The organism is Flagellimonas algarum (assembly GCF_040513375.1).
In the GTDB taxonomy this organism is placed as follows: domain Bacteria; phylum Bacteroidota; class Bacteroidia; order Flavobacteriales; family Flavobacteriaceae; genus Flagellimonas_B; species Flagellimonas_B algarum.
Genome location: NZ_JBEVTG010000002.1, coordinates 1198349 through 1222189 on the forward strand (window position 1 = coordinate 1198349; position 23841 = coordinate 1222189).

Genomic DNA, 23841 nt, shown 5'->3' on the forward strand with positions numbered 1-23841 from the left:
TAACTTTACCCCCCTGAAAAAGTTCATTGAAAAATTTGGGGCCGACCGGTTTTGACAGCGAGACCAATGGCGGTGTAAGCATGTCGAGCTATGGGACTGATGCTCGTTAATTCAATATCCCACACCTTTAAATGGCGAGTCTAACTACGCTTTAGCTGCTTAATCGACTGAATTATAGTAAGTCCTAGCCTAGTCGCGCCAGGCGCGAAAGCTGAATGTTCCTGAATAGCCCTTGTTGACGGCGATTCGTTTTGGAGCACCATAAAAGTCAACACCGGATCGTTAGGGCTTCGCTAGCGATTTTAAACTAAAGAAGCTAAGCGTTCGATAGGCCGTCTTGGGTCGGTCGAATGTCTAAAACCAAACCAGGACTAAGCATGTAGAAAGCATTGTTATTGCTTGTTTGGACGAGGGTTCGAATCCCTCCGGCTCCACGACACCCAGAAAGCCATCCAAAATGGATGGCTTTTTTATTTGGTGATAAACTGGGCTTTCTCAACGTTTAGAGCAAAATGAAAAGGCAAAGACAATGGCTGTCTATTTGCAGCATTGGAGTATATGGGCGGGCGCAAGACAATCCCTCCGGCATCACTGGTAAAGCTACCGTTGCGGTGGCTTTTTTTGTTTTTCACTTCTATATCAGATATTGATTGAAGGGTTGTCGTCAGCTATTTGTTTGACCTTTCCGGTCTCGCTAGAGGACAAAAAATGTAAACACTACGTGCTTTTTGAATCCATTAAATTCAACCAAATCAAACCAGATTTTACGAAATCATAAATTCTATGAAAAATCTTTTTGTTATCATTTCATATGTTGTGTTATGCCAACAGATAACTTCAAAATGGTTCGTGAGGTAGATTATCTGCACGGCAGTAGGACTTAACCCAATTTCAACGAAACTTGGGTTAAGTCCAGTTCTTTTCATCTTGGGCTTTACACTAAAAGCAATCTAATTGGCGTAAAGCGCATTATCAAAATTTTCAATATCTTGTATCGCAATATGCGATATTTGTTTTCATAATTTTGTTTTACAATGTTTTATGTTTTATTATTGCATATCGCGATATTCAATAATAATGAAGAAAAGTAGTATCCCACAAATGAAACCTCAGGATTTGGTGGTGTTGACAAAACTAATTGCAATAAATGACCCAGAATACACTCAGATGTCGTTGTCTCAAATGCTTTACATGAGTCAGTCAGAGATTAGTAGTTCAATATCCCGGTCTACATACGCAGGGCTTCTTATGAACAAGGGTAGGGAAGTGAACCGAAAATTATTTTTTGATTTCATTAAATATGGCTTAGCAGTAGTATTCCCCCAACATCCGGGTGCCATAGTAAGAGGTACGGTAACAGCCCATAGTGCACCGCCTTTGGATATAGAAATTGTCAGCGAAGAAAAATATGTTTGGCCTTATGCTAAAGGCAAAGCTCGTGGCCAAACTATTGCTCCTTTATATCCAACAGTACCAAAAGCCGTAATACTGGATAATTACCTATATGAGTTACTAGCTCTAATGGATGCAGTACGAGTAGGGAGGGCAAGAGAAAAAAACTTGGCACTGGAACTCTTGGAAAAACAAATATGTTAAAGAATACTTTGATTAATAGAGCAGCCACAAAAAAAGTGGCCTTGGCTTTAGGAAATTTGAATAAAGAAGTGGTCTATGTAGGTGGGGCCATGGTCAGCCTTTATATAGATGACACAGCTGCTGAAGATGTTAGGCCTACCAAAGATCTTGATCTCACTTTTCAGGTGGCCACCTTTGCCGAATTAGAGGACTTACGAGAAAAGCTAATTGAAAAAGGATTTACCCAAAACGCAGAAGACACAGTCAATTGCAGGTTTAGATATGAAGACTTAAAAGTCGATGTGATGTCCACTCAAAGCGTGGGCTGGGCACCTTCGAACCTGTGGTTTGCTAAAGGTTTTAAAAAAGCAATTTCCACAATTTTGGATGAAGTAACCATCAAAGTGTTACCACTACCCTATTTTTTAGCCACCAAAATGGAAGCCTTTTTTGATAGGGGCATGAAAGATGTGTATGCCAGTCACGATTTGGAAGATATTGTTTATTTATTCAATTACACCACAGATATTGACGAACAGATTCTAGCCTCTGAAAAAGAAGTAAAAGACTTCTTGATGGAAAAACTGAAAATCTTCAAAAATGACAATACTATCTTAACCGCCATACGAGGAAGTTTATATTACGACCAAGCTGATGAACGAATGGAAATTATACAACAGCGTATTCAAAACATAACAGAAGGTTCATAATAATACGTTTCAGTGATAGAATTGCCATCTGCAAACAAAAGTGACCTATTCGGTGAGTATCAAATTTCGAATATACCGAAACACCAATAAATAATACTATTTAAAATTTAGGTTCTGGTCTATATACATCCTTCACAATCAGTTTATCATCCTTTTCAGCGCCAGATTAAACAAAAAATGGACTATACAAAATCAGCTATTTTGTCCTCTGTAGGGAATCTATAACAGATTTTTGTTCTTTGAGGATAACAATTAATGAAGAAATGGAATCATTCAAACCCTCTTTTTCATTCACCAGAAGTTTTATTTCGTCTGATTTATCCAATAATAACTTCGTATCCTTTTCAATCCTGTTTAGAGCTTTACTCAACTCCTCAGCTTTATCTGGATTTTTCAAATCGTTGAGAAGGGTGATAGCGAAAATTGCTGTAGACAACAACAAAAAGATATAAAACAATATCTGGTAAATCTTATCCCAAAAATTTTGTCTTTCAGCGTAAAAAACCCGGAAATCACCGCTTACACTACTCTTTTTTTGAAACTCCGCTAAATAATAACTATGCCTATCTATCAGCTTTGTCACAGAAATTAATCCCAAAATTAAAAAGATGGTATTTAAAAAAAATAAAACAAAATTAACAGTGAATGTTCCATCTTTTATGTGGCCAATTAATGCTACTATACCTGTACCAAACAAGGCGTATAAAAAGTTTTGGATCCAACTAAGTTTCTTTCCAATTTTGGAGGTTAGGTTAATTAAGTTTTTCATTGGATAGTCTTATAAATTTATTGGAAGTAATTCCTTCCCGATTTAAAACTTCAATTAGCTCATTAAAATCATCTACATTCTTAACTTCTTCCTTATTGGTTTTTAACCAGTCTATAAGTATTCCTAACCTCTTCAGTCCCTTTGCGGCATCGGTATGTGACTCTGTTGAGAGTTGAGAATAAAACTCATATTCACCAACGAACTTTTGAATTAATTCAGGTACTTCACTATTAACACTCTTTGCAGCATCCAACTTTAATAGCTCGTTTAATCTTGGGATTATTTCCTTTTCAAAATACTCTTTTTCAAGTACAACTTTTCCAGCAAATCCTTTGTAAATCCAATCTTTGGAACCAGAAATTTTTGGATAATCTCCGATTACTTTGGCACTTTTCATTTCGCTATTGCTCAAAAAAACAATTGGTTGTTGAAACCCAAGTTCTCTAAGTTTTAATGCTAAATCCAAACCGGTCTCTCCATAATAATTGCCCACAAGTATGTAATCAATGATAAAAAGGTTAGGATTGAAATCTTTTATTGTAGTTTCTAACTGCTCTAGAGCATTTTTCCTTATACTTTTGATATACCTCGGATTTAGATATACCCTTACCAAATCTATTACCTCCTTAAATGTTTCATGTTTCCTATTAGTACTCCAAGTAGGGTAAATGTCATATTCCTCTTCATTTAATCGTTGCCAAATCTCCTTAAAATGGTAGTACTGATTTTCTATAACAAAAACTCTTTTACCATCAATATTTTTTTGGGCGTCGGTCATTTTAATGGCTTCTATCTTTATTCGGATACAGGGTTAGTTCTACCGAAATTTTTCCAAAATGATTATCGTTCATGGTCTCCGGCTTCAAAAATCGGAGCTTTCCTAAATTAAACACTTTTAATAGTTCTTTTATCAGTTCAATACCCGAAGCGCTCTGAAAATCTTTTATTTGCCAATTATTTAATTTTTCCTCATTGAAATCAAAGCAGGGCCCGGTATTCCGAATTACCAATTTCAAATTTTGGTCAACTGGTTTTGCTTCAATCCATAACTTATTTTTAGTGAATACCTCTTCCTTGCACCATTGCCCATTCCCATTCTTCAAAAAAATCCAGCGGTTCTTTTTAGCGTTTAAAAAAAGTTCAAAGCAGATCATCTTTAATATTTTCCGATTAAATCTGAAATCTAGGTTGTCAAGATCCTTTTGTGGCGTTAGCACCTTAACTTTTTCCTTGTTCTCAATCTTGTCCAGTTTATAAATCGATTTTGCCATTCTCTTCAAATCCTTTGTGATAAAAGTTTTATCAATCCGAGAACCTTTATTCAAGCGAGTACCAAAGTGTTCGGCAAAAATCTTTGAAACTTGACTTTGGCTACCATCTACTATTTTGGTTTCGTCTTTTTTATCGATAACAAACCTCTGAACCAGTAGCAGAGTTTCTATGATTCCCCTGAATTCCGGTTTACTTGGTGCCAGGCGCATTAACATCTCCCTGCCATGTCCTGTCAGTAGCGAGGTTCGCTGTTTGATACTTGCAATTTGCCAATCCCTGAATTCGTCATTTTCGTGATGCCTAGATATAAATGCGCTCAAGGAGTTTCGAAGCAAAAGGAGATACTGTATTAAATATGGGTTTAGTAACTCTTCACCATCCAATCGATAATAAAAACCCAATAAACCTTGGGATCTTAGGGCAACGTCCTCTGGATTGTTGGGTTTGGCAATCTGAATTAAAAGTAAGCGATTAAAATCCTCGCCTGTTATTTCGGGGAGCTCACTTTTTTCTAATAAAATATCTTCCTTGGTAAATGGTGTTTTGTATAAATTCTCCCATCCCTTATCGGTCAGCTCCAGTTCTGCAATTGTTTTTCGGTAAGTAACATTATTTAATTCATCATTTTGATTCCTAAAATGATTTCCTGACAAAAAACTGTCTAAAAACCGATTACCCTCTTTCCTGAAGCTATAAAGGTCAATTCCCTTAAACCCATTACAATCTTTGTTAAATGCAACAAATGGCTCACTTTTTTCCGACAATGGTGAAAGGTCATTAGAGCCGCGCTCTTTATTGTTTAAAATCACGAAAAAAGCACCTATCTTATCAATATTGTTCCCCTTGAACATGTCAAAGAACTTGGAGAAAATATATTCCGTTTTCTCTATGAGCTGAAGAGGTTTTTTATGCTCATATTCGAAAAAATTCTCTAACCATAAAAAATTTTTAAGTGTCTCATTTTTAGGTATCGTTTTTTGATTGGTAACTTGAAAGTATTCATTTAATGCTACGAATCGGGGATGGTTCTTTACAATTTCACTATCCAGTATTTTTTCAATCTTATCATTGGAATAATAATTATCATCTGCATTATCTTCTCTCCAAACACTTTTCCAGCTTTGTAACTGTCCCAAATATTTATAGGCTTGTATAAAGGAAACATTTTCCTCTATCAAAACCCTTACGAGCTGTTGAATAAATGGATTGTTACTGGTCTTTATCTCACTCAAGTTGGTTTCCAACACCAAACTCCGATATTCATTTTTGTTTAAAAGCTCTTTTACTTGCAGAACATAGTAGATAAAGAAGGTTTTAAGCGTGTTTATCTCTTCCAACTTCTCCCGGTTCTCCGCTTCCCCTAAGGTCTCAAGTAAGTTCTCTGTTATTGCCACCATATCTGGAATACCATGCGTGCCATACAATCTTGCCACGAACTTCAAAAATTTAGAAGATATTAAAGCATTGGAATTGAGCAAACAGGCTCTTCGCATCAAGAACCTCAGGGTATCAAACTGTTCATAACTGAGTACATTATTTCTCAAAGTCGCTGTTATTTCATCCATCGAATTATCAAGTAATTCGAGTGTCCATCTAAAAACCACATCTCTAAGGGGCTTATACTGATTAAATGGCAACTGCGTCAAGGCTTTGAGGAAGGATTTGGGAAAGTCATCTTCTATACTGTCTATTTCAGATGGCACGGGATAATCTTCAATCCGGTTTTCTTGATTTTCAATGAGATGGTTCATAAAATCATAAAATCCCGTAAGACGTGGCTCATCCACCCTTGTAAAATATTCTACAATTTTGTGTGATGCAATCACCAACAACCGTTGTTTTTTCTTCTTTTTTTTATCTCTTTCCTTATCTTCCTTACTCAGGTCGACCGCTCTAATTTTATTGACTTTTTCAGCAAAACGTATTTTAAGAACATCTAGGCTCGAACTTTTCCGCAACTCCTTGTACCTTTCCTTTTCTAGCAAAATTGGAGGATGTTCATAATCTTTGATTGCATTGTAAAAGTGCAGGTTGGCAAATCCAGAAAATATGGTTTTTCTAGTTCCTGAATCTTTTGCAAAGTCAAATTCCTTGGGTAACAAGTTATTTATATGGTTCCAGACATGGGGCTGTGATTTATTTAATAGAACAATTACCCCACTGACCGGATAGTTTGTTGTACCTCTGGGCATTACAGACTCTATAAACCTGAAAATTTTATAAAAAGCACTTCCTGATTTGAGTGAATCATCAACAAAGAATACCCATTGAGCTTCTTTGATTTCCTTTCCATAAATCAAATCAAAATTTTGGATGTACTCGTTGGTAGAGTCATAATGCAAAATATTGCCCGATCCGTTGAAAAGTGTCTCATTCACCATTCCAATAAATTTTGCATTTGAATAGTGACTAGGAGAAATCAAAATTACCTTATCTGTTTCCTTATAGCCCTTATTCGTGGCAAGCTGATCTTTTAAATCATCTAACCATTTACCCACCTCTTTCTGATTAGCTTGAAGAAAATACTCAGAATCAATTGAGGATAGAAAATGAGCATGATTGCGCTTATGGTAGCCATAATAAATCATGTCCTCCGAGAGCCCGTAGATTCTTCCCACTTCATCCTCATCAAACTTTCTACCCTTGGGGAATCCAAAAATCACCGCTGGTGTCACATTAGTTTTATCAGTATCAAAAAGGGGTTTCTCTAAGCTAAGTTCTTCTTTATCCCCAGGGTAGCATAACTTACAACTCTTGATATCATGCCACTGAGATGGTATGGACAAAAGATACTTTTGATTTCGACCTTCACCATCGTAATCGTAGATGCTCTTCATTCTTATAAGTCTGGCACTGGTTCTTTTTTCTTCCCAGCCAAACTTATTTTCCAAATCGCTCATTGTATCCACAATAGGGCCATCAGATACGTATAAAACATTGAATAAAGGACTCAGCACTTCATATTTGTCAGAGGCTTCAATTCTAAGTTGATTCTCTATTTTTGGTGCGGTCCCAAACGTTGTGGCAATTGGCACAACAATGATTACATAGGGATGGATTTCGGCTTTTTTAATAAGCCGAAGTTCAGGAGCATCTTCATATAAATTGTGATTGAGTTTTTCCTCATCCAAATCCCATAACTTTCGGAGCATTCCTTTAAGCATACTCAGTAATACTTCGGAATACATTTCATAGCCAAGAATGGTAAGTCCTTTTTCCTTAATTCTAATTAAAAGGTCTTCGTCAATTGCCTCGCAAATCTCCTGTGCAAGAAGAAATGCCATTCTACTTGAGAAAAAGCCATTCTGAAAAAATCGCTTGGCGTAATAAAAGTGCGACACATGGATCTTGGAACCAATTTTAAAATGAGAATCTTCAATCTTATACCCTGGGATATTTTGTATGTTGTCTTCTAGAACAGTCATTACTAAGCTTTTAAGCGGTTTTGAAGGAGCACAGTTGCGTTTTTTTCAAAATAGGTGCGCCCGTCATCATCTTTAAGGATAAGGTCAAAAGGAAGTGGTAGGTTCTTGTTGTAAAACAAAAGTGGGTTATCAGGATTTAGGCGTTCTAAACTCTTTTCCTGTAATTCTTTATCTTTACTTTGTATCCAATCGGGGTTACTTCCAAGAAATAGAGAATTAAAAGATACTTGATCGGCCATCTTATTGATGGCTATAAAGTCTTTTTCTTCCTTTCCCCATAGCACATCAATTAAGTAAAAAGTATCCTCATTTATTTTTGTACTACTGTAAACCAGGGTAGCCATATTTTCATTCCAAAATGATATGCTGTTTGGTTTTTCCGAGTTAAACACCTCATTAACCCTAATTAACTTTCTAAACAATTGATTTGTAAGCCCGCAGACTATTAGAGGAACTGATGAATAGATAAGACTCATTTTACCCAAAAGTCGAAACAAATGGCTTTCATCCAAATCTTTTGATTCCTCAAAATTTAGGAGAAATACAAATTTTCCTGAAATTTTTAGTGCCGGCAATAAATCAATTTGGTTTTGAATCTCTTTAAACCAAAGCTCTTCATCCTCTCTCCCACTAATGGCTTGGCGAAATTTTGTGGAAATTCGAATAACATAAATCTTATCGGGGTCTGCTTTGTAGTCTTTTACAAATTCTTCAGGTTGAATTATTTTATATTTAAATAAAGCTTCAATCCCTTTAATTTCCATTGCCGTGGTTTCAGATGGTACTTTCAATCTTGTTGGTAAGTCCGACTTTAAAGTTTCTCCTGTCTTAATGGGTAAGCTTATATTGAAAATAGTTCCTTTTTTGATCGGAAATTCTACATCGTCCGCAGTAGCGGCAGTACTGGCCGTCCTTCTATCTTTTGAGTCATTATGATCGTAGGAAGCAACAGAGAGCATACCCTGATTTTCTTCAACCAATTTTGACAAAATCAACAAACCAAGATGGGCCATCGACCTTTTGACTTGAAAATTGAGATGGTTAGAACGCATATCTATCAAGTCTTTCAAATTTACTTCGCCTCGTTCGAGTCTATTTCGATCTTTCTGCAAAGGCGCTCTCAATACAGAGTTGGATTCGTACTTTTTATATAGTCTCTGGGTATCAGTGATGAGTTTCTTCATTACTCCTATTTCACCTAAATCGAAGGCGTTGACCTCCAGAATGCCCTTGACCTCAGATCCGAATGTTAATGTGTAATTCTCATAAAACTTATCAGCGCTTCTAAGTTGCTTCCAATCGTCTTTACTATACCTCCTAATGGACAGTGCACCGGGTCTTGCCGTATTTCCAGAGGCATTCGTACTATGCTCCGAAATGTTTTTTGCCATCTCCTTTAAACAAACACAAACATCCGTGGTATACTTCCACAAACCGATAATTTTATCTATATAGTCTTTTTTTGTGTCTTTGGTAAGCGCATCCCGGCCTCCTTTTGATTTCAACATTACAGTGCTTAGAACTGTACTATAAATAATCTGATGTAGAATAGAACTTTTGGCTAACTCGTCGAAAACTCCTTTTATATTATCATAATAGTCCTTTATCTCCTCTGATTTTTTTATGTTCCCGGCTTGCAGGCCTTTCAAATTAGCTTTATAATTTTTGTCATTCCAATCCCGCTTAAAGTAAAGGTGTGCAATCTTTGCTTCTTCCAAGGCATAATTAAAATACATCCTGGCTAAGCCAATCATTGAAGCTTTTCTGTCCGTAGGATTGACTTTTGAAATAATGCTACGATTGTACGCTTTCATCATTTTCTCGTTACTTCGATACCAGGGGACATCTGTGGGCAATTCGTTCAACTTTTTTATTCCCAATTTTTTGAAATTGTCAGGGCCATCAATAAGTGCTTCCAAGCTTTTTGTAAAGAGCAGTTCAAAATCAAGAACCCTCCCGTTGTCTCTTGTGCTATATATAAAGAGAAGTGGGAAAATGCTCCTAGAGGCAACGTAAGTGTTATTAACGAACTTCCCTCCCCATATCAAGCCAACGGGTTGACCAGCAAACTGCAGTTCTGGATAGACTCCCGTGCTGATATAGGCATATACCCGATATTGTCGCATTTGGAATATGAAGCTATTTTCGTCCTTGATTCTATAATTAGGATTTTTAGAAAAATTAATGGTAATGTGGATGTCTTTTTCACGTTGTAGAAACAATGTCAAATAGCCTATTAGGAGAGGATCGAACTCGCGAATTTTTTTTTCTACAAGAATTGTAAAAGATTTTATCTTCTCCTTCTCTTCTTTAATTTCTTGATTTTGACGTAAACAAGATTCTATTTGTCCTATACAACTCTGAACATCTGCTATACCGATATACTCGTTGAACAGTTTTATAACTTCAACTTTTCCCATAAAAGTTTATAGTTTCTAAGATTTAATGATGGATAATTACAACTGTTTTTAAACCTAAATCAATCAAATGCGCACCCGCAGAATATCTTGATTTAAGTCCATCTTTTACATATTGTTCGTTTGATATGTTGTATATGAAGGATTATAATGAAGCATAATAATTAGTTATCCGGTATTACAATTTATTTCTGTCAGTAGGAATCATTAACATCTAAAAGTCTTTAATCAACACACAAATCTTCTTCACCAATAACCTCAAGATTTAAATACTTTTGAGCTAGTTTCCCAATCGAATATGGGACATCGTAACCTCTACATTTTCTTTTATTCCTCTTAGCACTTTGACTAATATGAACAAAACCTAACAAATGCAGGTACTCATGTAAAAGATGAGCGGCATAAGTCCCCTTTTCCTGGTTAATGGTTTTGTTTCTGTAAGATTTAATTATTTGATAGAATCCGTTTGTTCTTCCTTTAGTATCTGATTTGGTATCACGTTCATACAGTTTAAGGTTTAGGTTTAGAATACTATCATTTGCATTACCAATTAAATCATTACCCAAAAAAAGCATATCAAAAATTTCATCGTTGGTATAGTCCTTAACAAACCTTTGTTTTTTATTTTTTTTAGGATAAGTTCCCTTTTTGTTGACACTCCTTTTTCTGATTACCAATTGATTGGAGCACTTGAAATCACACTGTCTGAGATCATTCCAAAAATTTGGATTTTGCAGTACCAAGTTTTCCAATAACTCAATTTCCTCATTTAAACGTAGCGAATCCTGTCTTGAGAAATTGACCAAAGAATCAATGGAAACTTTAGGGCCAAAATATTGAGCTGACAAACCGCTAACAGAAAGAAAAAAAAGTGCTATGTAGATTTTGAGCTTTGTTTTCATATTCTTTTTTTGAAGAACTTAATCTCTAAAAGCCTTTTAAAATATTTTCTATTCGTATTACTTTTTCTCCTTTGCAATAAGGTTCTCTACAAATATTGTCCGTATAACAACTCCCATTAAAAACATAATCTGTTTCGCCGGACACCAATATTCCAATTACTTGATTCGTATTAAAATTCAAAACGGGTGAACCGGAATTACCTTGAAAACCATCTAAACTGGTATAGAAGTATTGCGGGTGTGTATTATCCAAAATGCTGGCATTGAGAGCAATTTTTTTTGGCAAACCCGAAGGGTGTCCTATCATATATATCTTATGTCCGACTTTCAGAGATCTTGAATCTCCTAAACTCAGACGGGGTTTATTAATAATTTTGGAGACTCTAAATAATACTATATCTAAATCATTCACTCTTTTATAGTCCTGAGAAGGATAAAAAATATTCGACTTATGAATGGTTCGATTTACTGCCCCCCCTTTTGTACTTATTTCAAAACCAAAAACAACTACGTATTCTTCTATCGGTCTCTGAAAGACATGAGCTGCAGTTAACATAGTATCATCATTTATGACAAATGCAGACCCTATCCCTACTTTTGGCTGAGTACCAAACGACACATTATCACAAAGGTTGAGCTGTGATTGTAATGTATTGCCTATATCTATCTGATAAAAATCACTGGAAATTTTATTAAGCTTTTCTTTTTCAACAATCATTCCTACCGAATTACTAGTAATTAACATCAATAGCTCTAAATTCCTTTCTGGATTTAAGTCTGCAATTTCCAATCTGCTATCAAACTGTGAAGGACCTCTAAACCTTCTCTCAACATTAATAGTCTCTTCAAATTCATCAAAGAATAACGAATCTATCTGATTGTCCTTTTCTAATTCGTCTGCAAAAATTTTGGGCTTAAAAACTATTGTAGGTCTTTTAGACTCTGTTTTCTGTTCTTCTTGTTCATCAACAAAAACTTCTTGCGCCTGAAATTGATTTTTTTCTTGAATGATTTTAAAGTCTTGGGAAGAAAATGACTTTTGTTCTTTCAAATCAAAAATCATACGTTCTTCCAAAAGAATTCTAAACTTATCCTCTTCCTTATATTCCTGAACCTGATCTTCTTTTTTTAATAACTCTTGTTCTAGAATAAATTTATTTATGGCAGCATCATAATTCTTTTGGTTCAATTCTATTTCCCCGTAGATATTCCGTTTTATGGCTTGGACATTGTACTGTTTTTCAATTAACTCTTTTGCTTTATCCAATGTGTTTGATGGCAATTCAATACTTATAGAATCTTTTAAAACATTCCCTTCCTGGGCATGTAAAAAACAAATACCAAAAGTTAGTAAGCAACATATGTTCTTTTTTAAGAAATACATCAGTTCTTTCTAGGTTTATTGTAGATAGTGAATAATGGAATGTCAATAACGAAACCAAGATTTATACTAAATGAATCCTCACTTAAATTGGCAATTGGACTACCATCACTATCATTGTCTTCAAAGCTCAATTGAGGACCATATTGGGCTCCTAAATTAAATGCGAACGGAGATTTTCTTATTGGAAAACTTAGATAAACCCCAGGTGTAAAAATATTTCTAAAACTGAGTTCAGGTAGGGCCTTTGTATCGTTCTCTCCATCTAACCTTAGTCTAACAGGAGCAGCAATATCTATAATTGGAACAAATAAATGTAAACCTTGTATCCATGCATCCCACGAGGCAATATTAATAGATATGCCTACAGGAGCTGTAAAGCCAAGGCCAAAACTGCCTTTTTCATTATTAAACTTGCTAAAATCAACACCACCTAATATGCCTGGGTATGAATTAACAGAAACATTTTGTCGCGCTTTTCTTTTGACAGAATAACTTCCTGTTGGTAAAGCGAAAGCATCTAAAGCTTTTTCAACATCTTCGCCATTTTCTGAAAGAGCTAAGTCATTAACAAAGTGAATAATTTTTAGAGCATTTCTATCTTTGATTACGAAAACATTTTCCAACAACTCAGGTAAATAAGATCTTAAATTTCTTTCCAAGTCATTCTTGACCTCTAAATACTTATCATCTTTTCCAAGAAGCACTTTGTTAACGGTTGCTTCATGAAAGGAATCATAGTATTTCAAAATAGTTGCTTTATAACCTAAAAAGGCAGGTTTTTTATTAATGATACTCTCTATCTTGTTCCTATAATTTTCTTTAGGCACAGCCAATTCCAAGATAGAAGCATTAGAGTTTTGAATAGCATTAGTTAGTGCTTTTATTTTGACATTAAAAAGTTTTTTAGTTGGATTTGAGCCCTCTACATACGCTTTAATACTTGCGACTGCAGATATTATATTATTCAGCTCGCGTTTTGAAATAAAATTTGGATTCTGAACTTGTCTTAATAATGATATATGAATACTGCTAAGTAAATTTTTTAAACTTTCATTCTCACTTGGTGATTTTTTAAAGTTTAACAATTCCCTTAAAAGTTTAATATCATGGCTGTTACTAAGTGTGTTTTCTAAACTTAAGATTTTTGTTACCGATAACTCTTTGTTTGTAAAGTTAGCGGGTATTTCTATGGCGGTAATCAAAGCACTACTATATCTTTTTTTATGTAGATCTAAAACAATATTGTTAGCACTTGTTGCAACACTTATAAAAGGAAATAATTTATCTTTTAAATCAAGACTTAATGAGCTATCTATTAATTCATTGTTTTTACCTATTCTTATAAAATTATCTGAAGAATTTAACACCTCTTCTAAAAGAGCAATAAAACTAGATACAAAATTATGAGCTACTTCTGCATCGACTTTCTTGCCATCTTCTTTGCTCGCTTTTTTTATTTCTAAAGCTTCCTGATATAGTTTTTCAGCATTATTCGTAATTGCGGTTATCGAACTTTGAATGGATTTAATTGCTGCATTTCCATTTATTAATTGATCTGGAGTAACACCATTTGTCATGAACTCTTTAAAATCTATAGATTTTACAGTATTAGATTGGTTTTGAAATTTTATGTTATAATATTTCAAATTTTGTTGACTTAAAAACCCCAGATACAAAAGCATAAACTCCGGTTCGGAACCATAATTAGACATGAAGTCAGTGGAAGCGAACCTTAATTCATTATTGTCCAAAACCATCATACTATGTGCTAACATAGTTGCCAGTTTGACAAAATTTACTATGTTAAATTTTCTTGGTTCGTTAGCACTTTCATCATCCCACGTTGCTAAGGTTTTACTGTTTTCTAGCATATCGAAATAGTCTATCGGACGTTTTACCTTTGAAAGTCTTGGAATAAGTTCAAGTGCTTCAAATGCAAAGTTTAAATCTGGATTATTATCTATTAATGTTTTAAAACGTGGTGTTGATTTTAAGTTAGCCGCATTAACAAGCAAATTGTTAAAATCTTTTTCTATGTACTGCTTAAATTCATTAGTGAAGTTTAAAATCTCATCTGCATTAAACTGTTTTACATAATCCGTCGTTTTTGGCATGAGTACCAAAAGCTCATTTAATAAACTTGTTTCTTTGGGGTTCTCGAGTTGCTCCTTTAAATTTTCCATAACATAATTGGTCAACTCTTCCTTAATTCGTTTGGCAAGAAACTTACTTAGTCCGTCAATTAAGGTTTCAAAAGCCAAATCACCGCCGAAAAATGGAATAGATTTTTGTATACTAGATTGATAGTTTATTTCCGCAAGTAAGTCAGTTTGGTCCTTGTTAAGTTTTTCATATTTGTCCTTAAAAGCTTTAAGAACATATTTTAAATAATCATTGTCCTTATATTGGTTTTCAACAATATTTAATTCAGAAGTATGTATTAGATAACTATTGTGACTGATAATCTTTTTAAGTTTAGATATTTGAAGGTATATATCGTTTATTCTATTGTTATTATTCTTAATAGTTGAAGAGGAAGAAGATGTTTTAGAGTTTATTAGCAATAAACTGTTAAGTTCATTTTCTAATGTTTTAATCTCTGTTTGAGCGGATATTATGGAATCTAACAAAGTTGTTTGGTCCGCCAAAGAACCTATAACTGAAGTATTGGACAAATAAGACTTAAAAATAGAAATAACAATTGCGCGATCTCTATTAAGATCTTGTTCTCTATTTTCTGGATCTAAAGTAGTGTAATCCTTTTTTAGCAAATCAATTAAAGTAGCGGCGTCACCAGCAACAGGAGCCGACTTTTGCGCCCAAATCAAGTTTAATGAAAAGCAGCTTATTATTATGATTGCAAACGCTCTGTAGTTATTGGTTAACATAATGTTTGGTTTAAAATTGGTTACAGAAATAATGGCCATTTTTATCATAAAGAATCCTGAATTGCTGGAACTCAAAAGGTTTATTCTTAGCTATTCGTTTCTTACAGAAATGTGTAAGTGGTTGTAATGAGGTCTAATTATTCTCGAATAGGAATCGACCATAGAAGTAGTAATCTTTGTCTTAAAATCAGTTTTGTCATTAAATGAAGGTCCATAACATTCACGAATATATTTGTGAAGGTTAAAAGCATTTTGAAGTTCAAAAATATACCGACGAGTGTTCTTTTTTGCTGTGTAATTAATGCTTATGCCATTAATAGCTGATATATCAATAGCCGTACCACTGTGATGGTTACTCTTTCTTTGCTTTGGCGAACAATGGCCATTAGTTGTGCTTGTTATGGTAATATTGTTTATTCTTTCAAAGCCAAGTCTTGTAAGGTTGTCATTTGCTTGTTTTAAACAATCCCTTAAAGTTTCAATTAATATATCGGCAACAGGTTGATTCGCTCTTCTATTATCACAAGTCGTTCGCTTAAATTCGAGATCTATCCTTGTATTATCCGATAAAATCAAGGGGTTTGGTATATGTAATTTTATACCTCCATACTCATATCTAGAAACATTCTCTTCAAATGGATATTCATAAAACATGTTTTGAAAGTCCACGTAGGCAGATTCGTTAATAGCATGTTCTGAAATATAGTATTGCACAATTTCATTGGTCACCTTAAATTCTTCGTTATATTTCTGAACTTGAGTAATGATTTCTGGTTCATTCAGAATAGCAGGTAAGAACTCGTATTCTAAATCAAATTTTTCATGAAATTCAAGGGACTTTGAGAGTAATTGACCTTCAGAAGTAAGATTTTTTTCGTTGGCCCTAAGCATTTGAATAATTTTGGCAACGTCCTGTGAAGAATTAATGGTCTCAAATTTTTCATCGCCTTGCTCAACTATTATAATTTCCTTAATGTTTTTATCTAATAATTTCTCAGGAGTCCTCAATTCCGGCACCTCCAACATTACATGGAATTGCGCTAATAAAGGGTTAGAGATAGAAAACAAAAACAAAAAGCACGGAATAAATATGATTCTTTTCATTAAGCTTGGTTTTGGTTATAATAATCACAAGGCAATCGTAGTTAGACGATAAATGGATAAATCCTTTTGTATTAATAAGCCTGATAATATGGGGAGGGGAATAAGTGATGAAAGCTATCAAAAAAAACAAAAAAACAATTACACAAAAACCTTAAAAAAACTACGGATTTCCTATAGTTTTGATTAATTTTTCTGAAAAGTCACCTATTCGGTGAGCATAAATTCTTAATAAGCTAAAATCCTTTATTAATTAGGATTTGAAAGTATAGGTTCTAATCCCTCCGGCTCCACGATACCCAGAAAGCCATCCAATTTGGGTGGCTTTTTTTTGCTTTTCTGACAAGTTGAACCCCGCTATCGGGGAAGTCCAAGAAACCTAGTATCTTTCCACCGATCAATCCCATTCCATGGCAACAGGCAAGTCTTGGTTACGCACCCTTATCGAACTTATAGAAGTCTTTCTGGATAGCACCAATCGCAGTAAAAAAGGCCGTACGTGGCACCAACACGTTGTTCCTTATGACGACGGTTGGGCGGTTCGACGTGAAGGCAACAAGCGGGTCACCAGCAAGCACCGCAAGCAAAGTACCGCTATTCGCAAAGCGAAGACCTTGGCCAAACGGTATAAGTCCGATGTGATCATCCATCGAGCCAGTGGTGGCATACGTGAGCGTATCTCTTATGGGGAGTAGCGCTTGGGTTTACGGCTGGGAGGCACCCCCACCCCTATCGGCGCGCTTTTGTTCTTGATACCGAACTTCCCGGATATTCCGCTCGAAAGACTCCAGCACGAAGTAAATCGCGATAAAGATCAGACCGACCCATTCGGCCCACAACAGGGTAAACGGATTGGCCCCTTTCATGAGGAAGTACTCCAATAGGAAATGGACGCCCAAGACCACGAGGGTCAATAACCCCAATACATCGCCGATCCGCTTTAATCCGGTTTTCTTGGTCAATAACATGGCCAGGGCACAGCCCCCAAAGAATGCAATGGCAAAGAAATAATGCAACCAGACGTAATCGATGTGGTTAAAGAATAGAACCCCAAACAGCGCGAGTCCGAAAATGACGTTATACCCGCGTCCGAAACGATTTTCCACCGAAGCCAATTCGACATCCTTTTGATAACTGATATGCTGGACCCCGTTGTAAATGAAAAGGGCCGCGGCCAAGGTAAGCAAGCTACCGAACCAGTAGCTGTCCTGCATGAAGAAATAATTGCTGATGCTATCACGAAATTCCGTTTGGTGTTCCATATCCCCAAGAAATAGGATCAACGGGGTGAAAATCAACAAGATGGCGATCAATCGTTCCAATTTCGCCAGGTGGTTCACCTTTTCGAAAAAGGCCGAACTTTGGTTTTCAATCTGCTGTAAATTCATCAGGTCGTATTTGATGGTTAAAACTCATATTTCTTCTCTACCGCATAGCGCAACAATTCCCCCGGACCACTCAAACCCAATTTGCGGATCATGTTCTTGCGATGGGTGTCAACGGTGCTCTTGCCGATAAACAAGGTATCGGCGATCTGATGTGAGGTAAGGCCCTTGGCGATGTGTTGCAAGATTTCACGTTCACGTTTCGACAGCACACTTTTCGAACTGTTCTTATCGGATCGCTCCAACACGATTTTTTTGTCGTAATACGTTTTGCCCCTGGCCACGGTGCGTATCGCCTCGAGCACGATGTCAAGGCTGCTGTTCTTTAAAATATACCCCTGGGCACCTGCCTTGAGCATTTGCTGTACGGCCTCGGTCTGGTCGAACATCGTAAAGGCCACGACCTTGGTATGGGGAAACTCCTTTAATATGGCTCGGGTCGCCTCGATACCATCCATTTTAGGCATTCGGATGTCGCAAAGCACCACTTTGGGTTGTTTCAAACGCACCAGTTTCAAAAGTGCTTCCCCATCATTGGCGTGGCCCAATACCTGAATATCGTCTTCATACCGCACGTAAGATAGCATCCCATCGATTAAGGCTTGGTGGTCTTCGGCTATGGCGATTGTTATCATACGGGGATATCGATTAAGATGGAAGTGCCTTTACCCGCTATGCTGTCGATGGTAAAATTGCCTTCCAAATGTTCAACGCGTTTTTCGATGTTGGCCAGCCCGATACCGGATGACGCCTTACCCATTTGTGATCGATCGAATCCTTTCCCATCGTCTTCGACAATGATGTTCAGGTTATCTTGGTGCTGGGTCAATTGGATGCTCAAGCTACTGGCATCGGCATGTTTGATGGCATTGGCCACCAACTCCTGTATCATCCTAAAAATGGAGAGCTCCAAGGAATTCTCCATGCGTTCCCCCAAACCGAAATCTTCGACCGTGACCTCTAGGGCGTCGGTTTCGGAAATGGTCTTTGCCATTTTCTTGATGGCCGGCAGCAACCCTTGATCGCTCATCACCCCTGAATTCTTGCTATGGGCGATACCGCGCACTTTTTGATAGGCCTTTTCCAAGAGGTTTTGGGCGTTTTTCATGGCCGGATCTTTTTTATCGACCTGGGCATTATCGAAATGCAATTTAATGGTCGCCATGAGGCTGCCCAGATCATCATGCAACTCACCGGCCACCCGTTGTCGTTCTTTTTCTTGACCGGCGATCATGGCGTCGATGCTGATCAATTCCTGCTCCTTTAAGAGGTTGTCGACCCGTTGCTGTTTGAGTAGGGCCTCTTGCTCGGCCAATTGGCGCTTTTTGGTGCTGTTTTTTTGAAGGAGGACGGCAATTCCTGAACCCAGCAGTAAGGCAAGGGTTGCGGCAATCAACCAATTGCGATTGGCTTTTCTTTGATTCTCGCTTTCTAGGTTATCCTGCTTTAATTTTTCTGTTTGGTTTTCAATAGACAACAAAGTTGACTGAATACGTTCATCTCGGCCATCGATCAAAAATTCAGTATTCACGGATTGATTTAAGTAATAGTAGGCGGAATCATATTTTTTGGAGTCATTATATAACCATGCTGCCAGTCTTTGATTGTACCATTGATTGCTCAATTTATTGGACAATTGTTTTGATTCACGCCATTTCGCAAAAGCAGAATCCCTATTCCCCAGTAAAAGGTGTAGGGTTGACAAATGCCATGTAGCTGCTTCCATGACATACCTATTGGTTGGTTGATCCTTAGAATAATAAAATGCCTTATGCAATCTTTTCATGGCCTGCACATAATTTTTTGCCAACTTAAATTGAATGGCAGTCTCAAATAAGTAATTTGATTTGATCGGCCTAACATCGGGTACATCCATAAATAGCGAATCCAATTGTAAAACCTTCTCAAACCCTTGAAATTGACTTTGCATCTCATCATCCTCATTGGATTTCAGACCAATATCATACAACAACCATATCCGTTTGTCATCTTCATCAGACGCAATATCCCTAAAACGGTTCAAATAGAACAAAAACTTTTCTTCACCAAAAAAGCTTTGTTTTCTTAGCAAATTCAGCATACTCACCAAGGAAAATTTCAAGGCATCTATCTTTCTTTTGCCATCTGCCAAAGTAATCGCCTCAGAAAAATTTTGATATGCGAGTAAGGCGTTTTCGTTATTTTGGAAAGCGTGATAGCCTTGGAGAAGGTGAAACAAAATTTGTTCGTCCACCGATTCCAATTGACTTTGCCCAACTGTTATATCGGAGCCATCATATGCCAACACGTCCAACAGGGATTCTGCCAATTCATATTTGAAAGGAGACAAATCTTCATTTATCGTTCCTCTTGCTTTTTCAAGGTCGAACGATTTTAAGTGATAAAAATACTGCTGAAGATCACTCGAATAGAAATCCACTGAACCGGCAACGAGATCAAACACATTACCCCATAAGGATACCAGTAAAATTGCTATTCGAGTAATCCGTTGTTTCAATTGAATACTATTTAATCAAAATGGCTAAGGTATTCATACAATTTCCTTGAGGGTCGGCAATCTCAGGAACATTCTTCAAATCAATTTGATCGGGATCGTCCGGCAGCACACTATCAAGTCGTTTCTTCCTTTTGATGTATCTCCCGTTTCTTTCGAAATATTCCGAATCAAATGTCGGTTCATCCAGATGGTCCTCTATTGGGTCTGCCTTGGTAAAAGAAATCAAATCCCTTGTGGTAAATATGCCTTTGATATCGGACAAAGGAATATTTTCACTCAGGTTCATTGTCAATTTTTTTACCAAATCATCATTATCGGTGCCATTATACGCCATCAATTGTAATTTCAAAACACCAATATCCCCTTTCGTTTCCCAGTTATTTGCAGTATTGTAATGCATCCCGATATTATATAACCCGCGATAATTGTTCAGCGTCAATTCGATTCCTTCAATTTCGGAACAATCGTCATTGAGTTCGAATCTTGCCCCAATTGCGAAAAATGTACCATAAAGTTGGCTAGCATAAATTATTTGATATGCATCAACCTTTTTGGTAACATCAAGATTCAAATAAAGCGGTTCAAAATTTGCATTTGTTTTTAATTGTTTTGAGTTTTTCATTGTTATAGTGAATTTGGTTTCTTCAAATGTGAATTAAAAGCCTAATCAATGATATCCCCTCCCATAGGGATTTTTACCAAAAAGGCAGCAGCTAAGTAGAGTTTTCGGGACTTGAAGCATTGAAAATTACTTTTTCATCTTCATTCGCCATTACAGAAAAACCGCAAAAAAACTAGGGATAACCTCCAAAATACCTATTGGTAGGGATATTTTCTTACCACCCCCTAAGCTAATTTCACCGTGTTGAGTTAGTTAGTAGCGGAATTCGAATCTAATTTCATTCCCCGCCCTTTATCAGTAATCGTGGCGATGTCTTGGGGGAGGCGTCAAAACGATGAACCTAAAGGGCTTGGTTTTTTTGTAATTTTCGGTGTGCTTTACACCATCATCGATATCGAGACCACCGGCAACGGACTCAAAGGGAACAAAATCACCGAAATCGCCGTTTTCAAATATGACGGAAACCGGGTCGTCGACGAGTTCACTTCCCTCGTCAACCCTGAATGCCCCATCCCTTTTTTCATCACCCGGTTGACGGGCATCGATGACGATACGGTACGTGATGCGCCGATCTTTGCCGAAATCGCCGAAAAGGTCGAGGCGATAACCAAAGACTGCACCTTCGTCGCCCATGCCGTGAACTTTGATTATGGGGTCATCAAAGAGGAATTCCGCCAACTGGGCAAGACCTTCTCCCGTAAAAAATTGTGCACCGTACGGCTCTCGCGCAAACTGATCCCGGGGCTGCAATCCTATAGCTTGGGCAAATTGTGCTCCAGTCTCGGTATCGGCATCAGTGATCGGCACCGTGCCCGGGGTGATGCGGAAGCCACGGTAAGGCTGTTCGAAATGCTTCTTCAGAAACCGGAGGCTGAGGCCTTGATCGAAAAAAGCTTGAATGCCCGAAGTCAAGAGGCCACCCTACCCCCATTGTTGTCCCGTGAAAAAGTAGCAGGTTTGCCCAATGCACCTGGCGTGTACTATTTCAAGAACGCCAAAGGCGAGATCATCTATGTGGGCAAGGCCATCAACTTGAAGAAACGGGTTCTTGGCCATTTTTACCACAAAAGCAACCACGAGATCAAACTCTGCAAAGAGGTGGCCGACATCGACCATGAATTGTCAGGCAGTGAACTGGTAGCCTTGCTTATGGAGTCGGCGGCCATAAAAAAACATTACCCTCCTTTCAATAGGGCACAAAAAAAGACCATTCGACAATACGCGCTGTTCAGTTACACCGATCGTGGTGGAATCAAACATCTGGCCATCGAAGCGGCCAAATCGGTTTTGGATCCCATCGAGACCTTTCCCAACCGTACGGAAGCACAATTGTTTTTGGAAGACCTCTGTACTCGCTACAACCTATGTCCCAAATATTGTCATTTGCAACAGACCCAAGGTCCGTGTTCGCACTACAGGGCCCAATGTTGTGAAGGCATTTGCAAGGGTACCGAAACCACGGGCGCGTATAATGGCAAGGTCGACCGGGCGCTCGAAACCCTCAAAAACCAGCGTGAAGAAGACCTGTTCATTGAGGAAAAAGGACGTTATCCCCATGAAAAAGCGGTGATTTTGGTGCAAAACGGGGCCTACCGTGGTTTTGGCTTTATCGACCAGTCGGAGCAACTCAACTCGATCGAAGCCATGGAAGCCCATATCATCCCCCAAAAAAACACCATTGAAGCGCGGCGCATCATACACGCATCATTGAAAAGGGGCCTGAAACACAAAAGATTAAGTTCAATTGCTTAACTTTCGTTTTAGAAGGACCAAAAAACGCATCAAGTTGTTGCTCAACCCATCGAAGGAAATTCTCGGATTTGATGACCGGATCATCTGCATCATCGGTATCGTACTGAACACGCACGGTGCTATGGCGATATACTATACCGGTTCCATTTTCACGACCGATTTTTTCACCTACTGCCTTAAATGGTCCGAATTCTTATTGATCGTAACCGTGCTTTGGTTGGTAACGAGGGCCATGTACTTAGCTTTGGTAAAACGTTTTCCCGGTTCTTCCAATCGCGTTAAACGTTGGGTACGTATCCCTTTTTTCCTAATTCCTTTTGCAGGTATCTCCTTATTGTTCGTGTATTACATCAGACCGCTGTTCAATATCATGGTACCCGGTTATCCCGAGCCCCATATCAGTATCGAATTGATTACCGGAAGCATTATCACCATGCTCGATATAGGGGTATACGAAGGCATCCATATGTATACCGAATTGAAAAATTCAAAAATCAAGGAAGAGACGCTTAAAAAAGAACACCTGACCAGCAAATTGGCCAGTCTGCAAAACCAGATCAGTCCCCATTTCCTCTTCAACAGCTTGAATACCCTAGTATACCTTATCGATACCGATAAGGATAAGGGTATCGAATTCGTACATAAACTAGCGTATATCTATAAGTGCGTGTTGGAATCGTCCGAAAAGGAGTTCGTCACGCTCAAGGAAGAACTGAATTACATCAATGCCTATACCGAATTGCTCATTGAACGCTTCGGGACCAATTTGACCGTTGATTTCGAGATCGCTCCCAATGAAAGAAAGAAAAAAATCGTACCCTTGGCCATGCAATTGGGTATCGAAAATGCGGTCAAGCACAATATCATTTCGATTAAAAAGCCCTTGAATATCGCCATTGCGACGGCCAACGACTATTTGATCATCAAGAACAACCTGCAAAAAAGGGAGGTCAGAGAACCTCATTTGGGTCTGGGACTCAAGAATATCGTGAACCGCTATTCCTTGCTGACCAATAGGGAAGTCGTAGTCGAGACCAACAGTTCGGATTTCATTTTGAAACTACCGCTGTTGAACAGGTGACCTGTACGAATAAAAGGTGTCTTAGGACATATTACGATAGCAGTGATGTTATCGGTAAATG

General features: G+C 37.5%; 17 protein-coding genes, 1 other RNA gene and 1 pseudogene. 6 read left to right on the top strand and 13 right to left on the bottom strand.

The features are described 5' to 3' along the window. Positions 1-37: 37 nt before the first annotated feature. The 3 genes from ssrA (at position 38) to ABV409_RS12775 (ending at position 2285) form a co-directional block, all read left to right on the top strand. Positions 38-437, top strand: a transfer-messenger RNA (tmRNA) gene (gene ssrA / locus ABV409_RS12765). A gap of 640 nt (positions 438-1077) precedes the next feature. Next, positions 1078-1596 carry a hypothetical protein gene (locus tag ABV409_RS12770; protein WP_353877979.1) on the top strand — a complete coding sequence of 173 codons (519 nt, stop codon included), beginning with the start codon at positions 1078-1080 and terminating at the stop codon, positions 1594-1596. Beyond that, positions 1590-2285 (top strand): nucleotidyl transferase AbiEii/AbiGii toxin family protein, encoded by a 696-nt coding sequence (locus tag ABV409_RS12775; protein ID WP_353877980.1) that lies wholly within the window; start codon positions 1590-1592, stop codon positions 2283-2285. Before ABV409_RS12770 ends, ABV409_RS12775 begins: the two co-directional genes overlap by 7 nt. Positions 2286-2481: 196 nt before the next feature. Here ABV409_RS12775 and ABV409_RS12780 read toward each other — a convergent pair whose 3' ends face one another. From ABV409_RS12780 to ABV409_RS12815, 8 genes are all read right to left on the bottom strand, one after another. After that, the gene (locus tag ABV409_RS12780; RefSeq protein ID WP_353877981.1) at positions 2482-3054 is read right to left on the bottom strand and encodes a DUF3450 domain-containing protein; all 573 of its coding nucleotides are present in this window, start codon (positions 3052-3054) and stop codon (positions 2482-2484) included. Further along, positions 3038-3832: a response regulator gene (locus ABV409_RS12785; RefSeq protein ID WP_353877982.1), complete on the bottom strand. Its 795-nt coding sequence runs from the start codon at positions 3830-3832 to the stop codon at positions 3038-3040. The genes ABV409_RS12780 and ABV409_RS12785 overlap by 17 nt, the downstream gene beginning before the upstream one ends. A 1-nt stretch (position 3833) precedes the next feature. Then, a complete protein-coding gene (locus ABV409_RS12790) occupies positions 3834-7751 on the bottom strand; it encodes a hypothetical protein (protein WP_353877983.1) in 3918 nt (1305 codons plus the stop codon). 2 nt (positions 7752-7753) lie between these two features. Next, positions 7754-10171 (bottom strand): hypothetical protein, encoded by a 2418-nt coding sequence (locus ABV409_RS12795; protein ID WP_353877984.1) that lies wholly within the window; start codon positions 10169-10171, stop codon positions 7754-7756. Between the two features lie 221 nt (positions 10172-10392). Further along, positions 10393-11070 (bottom strand): hypothetical protein, encoded by a 678-nt coding sequence (locus ABV409_RS12800; RefSeq protein WP_353877985.1) that lies wholly within the window; start codon positions 11068-11070, stop codon positions 10393-10395. Positions 11071-11095: 25 nt separating this feature from the next. Beyond that, positions 11096-12454 carry a trypsin-like serine peptidase gene (locus ABV409_RS12805; RefSeq protein WP_353877986.1) on the bottom strand — a complete coding sequence of 453 codons (1359 nt, stop codon included), beginning with the start codon at positions 12452-12454 and terminating at the stop codon, positions 11096-11098. After that, positions 12454-15342, bottom strand: coding sequence for a hypothetical protein (locus ABV409_RS12810; RefSeq protein ID WP_353877987.1), 2889 nt, complete (start codon positions 15340-15342; stop codon positions 12454-12456). The genes ABV409_RS12805 and ABV409_RS12810 overlap by 1 nt, the downstream gene beginning before the upstream one ends. A 90-nt stretch (positions 15343-15432) precedes the next feature. Continuing rightward, positions 15433-16446 (bottom strand): hypothetical protein, encoded by a 1014-nt coding sequence (locus ABV409_RS12815; protein WP_353877988.1) that lies wholly within the window; start codon positions 16444-16446, stop codon positions 15433-15435. A 407-nt stretch (positions 16447-16853) separates the two neighbouring features. On the opposite strand from ABV409_RS12815, the gene ABV409_RS12820 reads away from it, so the two are divergent. Then, complete coding sequence (locus tag ABV409_RS12820; protein WP_353877989.1) at positions 16854-17138, top strand: DUF2188 domain-containing protein; 285 nt, start codon at positions 16854-16856, stop codon at positions 17136-17138. Positions 17139-17147: 9 nt separating this feature from the next. Here ABV409_RS12820 and ABV409_RS12825 read toward each other — a convergent pair whose 3' ends face one another. The 5 genes and pseudogenes from ABV409_RS12825 to ABV409_RS12845 form a co-directional block, all read right to left on the bottom strand. Continuing rightward, positions 17148-17831 carry a DUF7103 family protein gene (locus ABV409_RS12825; RefSeq protein WP_353877990.1) on the bottom strand — a complete coding sequence of 228 codons (684 nt, stop codon included), beginning with the start codon at positions 17829-17831 and terminating at the stop codon, positions 17148-17150. A gap of 17 nt (positions 17832-17848) precedes the next feature. Then, positions 17849-18463, bottom strand: coding sequence for a response regulator (locus tag ABV409_RS12830; RefSeq protein ID WP_353877991.1), 615 nt, complete (start codon positions 18461-18463; stop codon positions 17849-17851). After that, the gene (locus ABV409_RS12835; RefSeq protein WP_353878177.1) at positions 18460-19224 is read right to left on the bottom strand and encodes a sensor histidine kinase; all 765 of its coding nucleotides are present in this window, start codon (positions 19222-19224) and stop codon (positions 18460-18462) included. Before ABV409_RS12835 ends, ABV409_RS12830 begins: the two co-directional genes overlap by 4 nt. Before the next feature lie 192 nt (positions 19225-19416). Beyond that, positions 19417-19908: pseudogene (locus ABV409_RS12840) on the bottom strand (hypothetical protein); the annotation flags it as partial. 424 nt (positions 19909-20332) lie between these two features. Next, on the bottom strand, positions 20333-20947 hold the full coding sequence (locus tag ABV409_RS12845) for a hypothetical protein (protein ID WP_353877992.1): 615 nt from the start codon (positions 20945-20947) through the stop codon (positions 20333-20335). 372 nt (positions 20948-21319) lie between these two features. Between ABV409_RS12845 and ABV409_RS12850 the strand changes: the two genes are divergently transcribed. Then, positions 21320-22699 carry an exonuclease domain-containing protein gene (locus ABV409_RS12850; protein ID WP_353877993.1) on the top strand — a complete coding sequence of 460 codons (1380 nt, stop codon included), beginning with the start codon at positions 21320-21322 and terminating at the stop codon, positions 22697-22699. Then, positions 22692-23780: a sensor histidine kinase gene (locus ABV409_RS12855; RefSeq protein WP_353877994.1), complete on the top strand. Its 1089-nt coding sequence runs from the start codon at positions 22692-22694 to the stop codon at positions 23778-23780. Before ABV409_RS12850 ends, ABV409_RS12855 begins: the two co-directional genes overlap by 8 nt. Positions 23781-23841 lie beyond the last annotated feature (61 nt).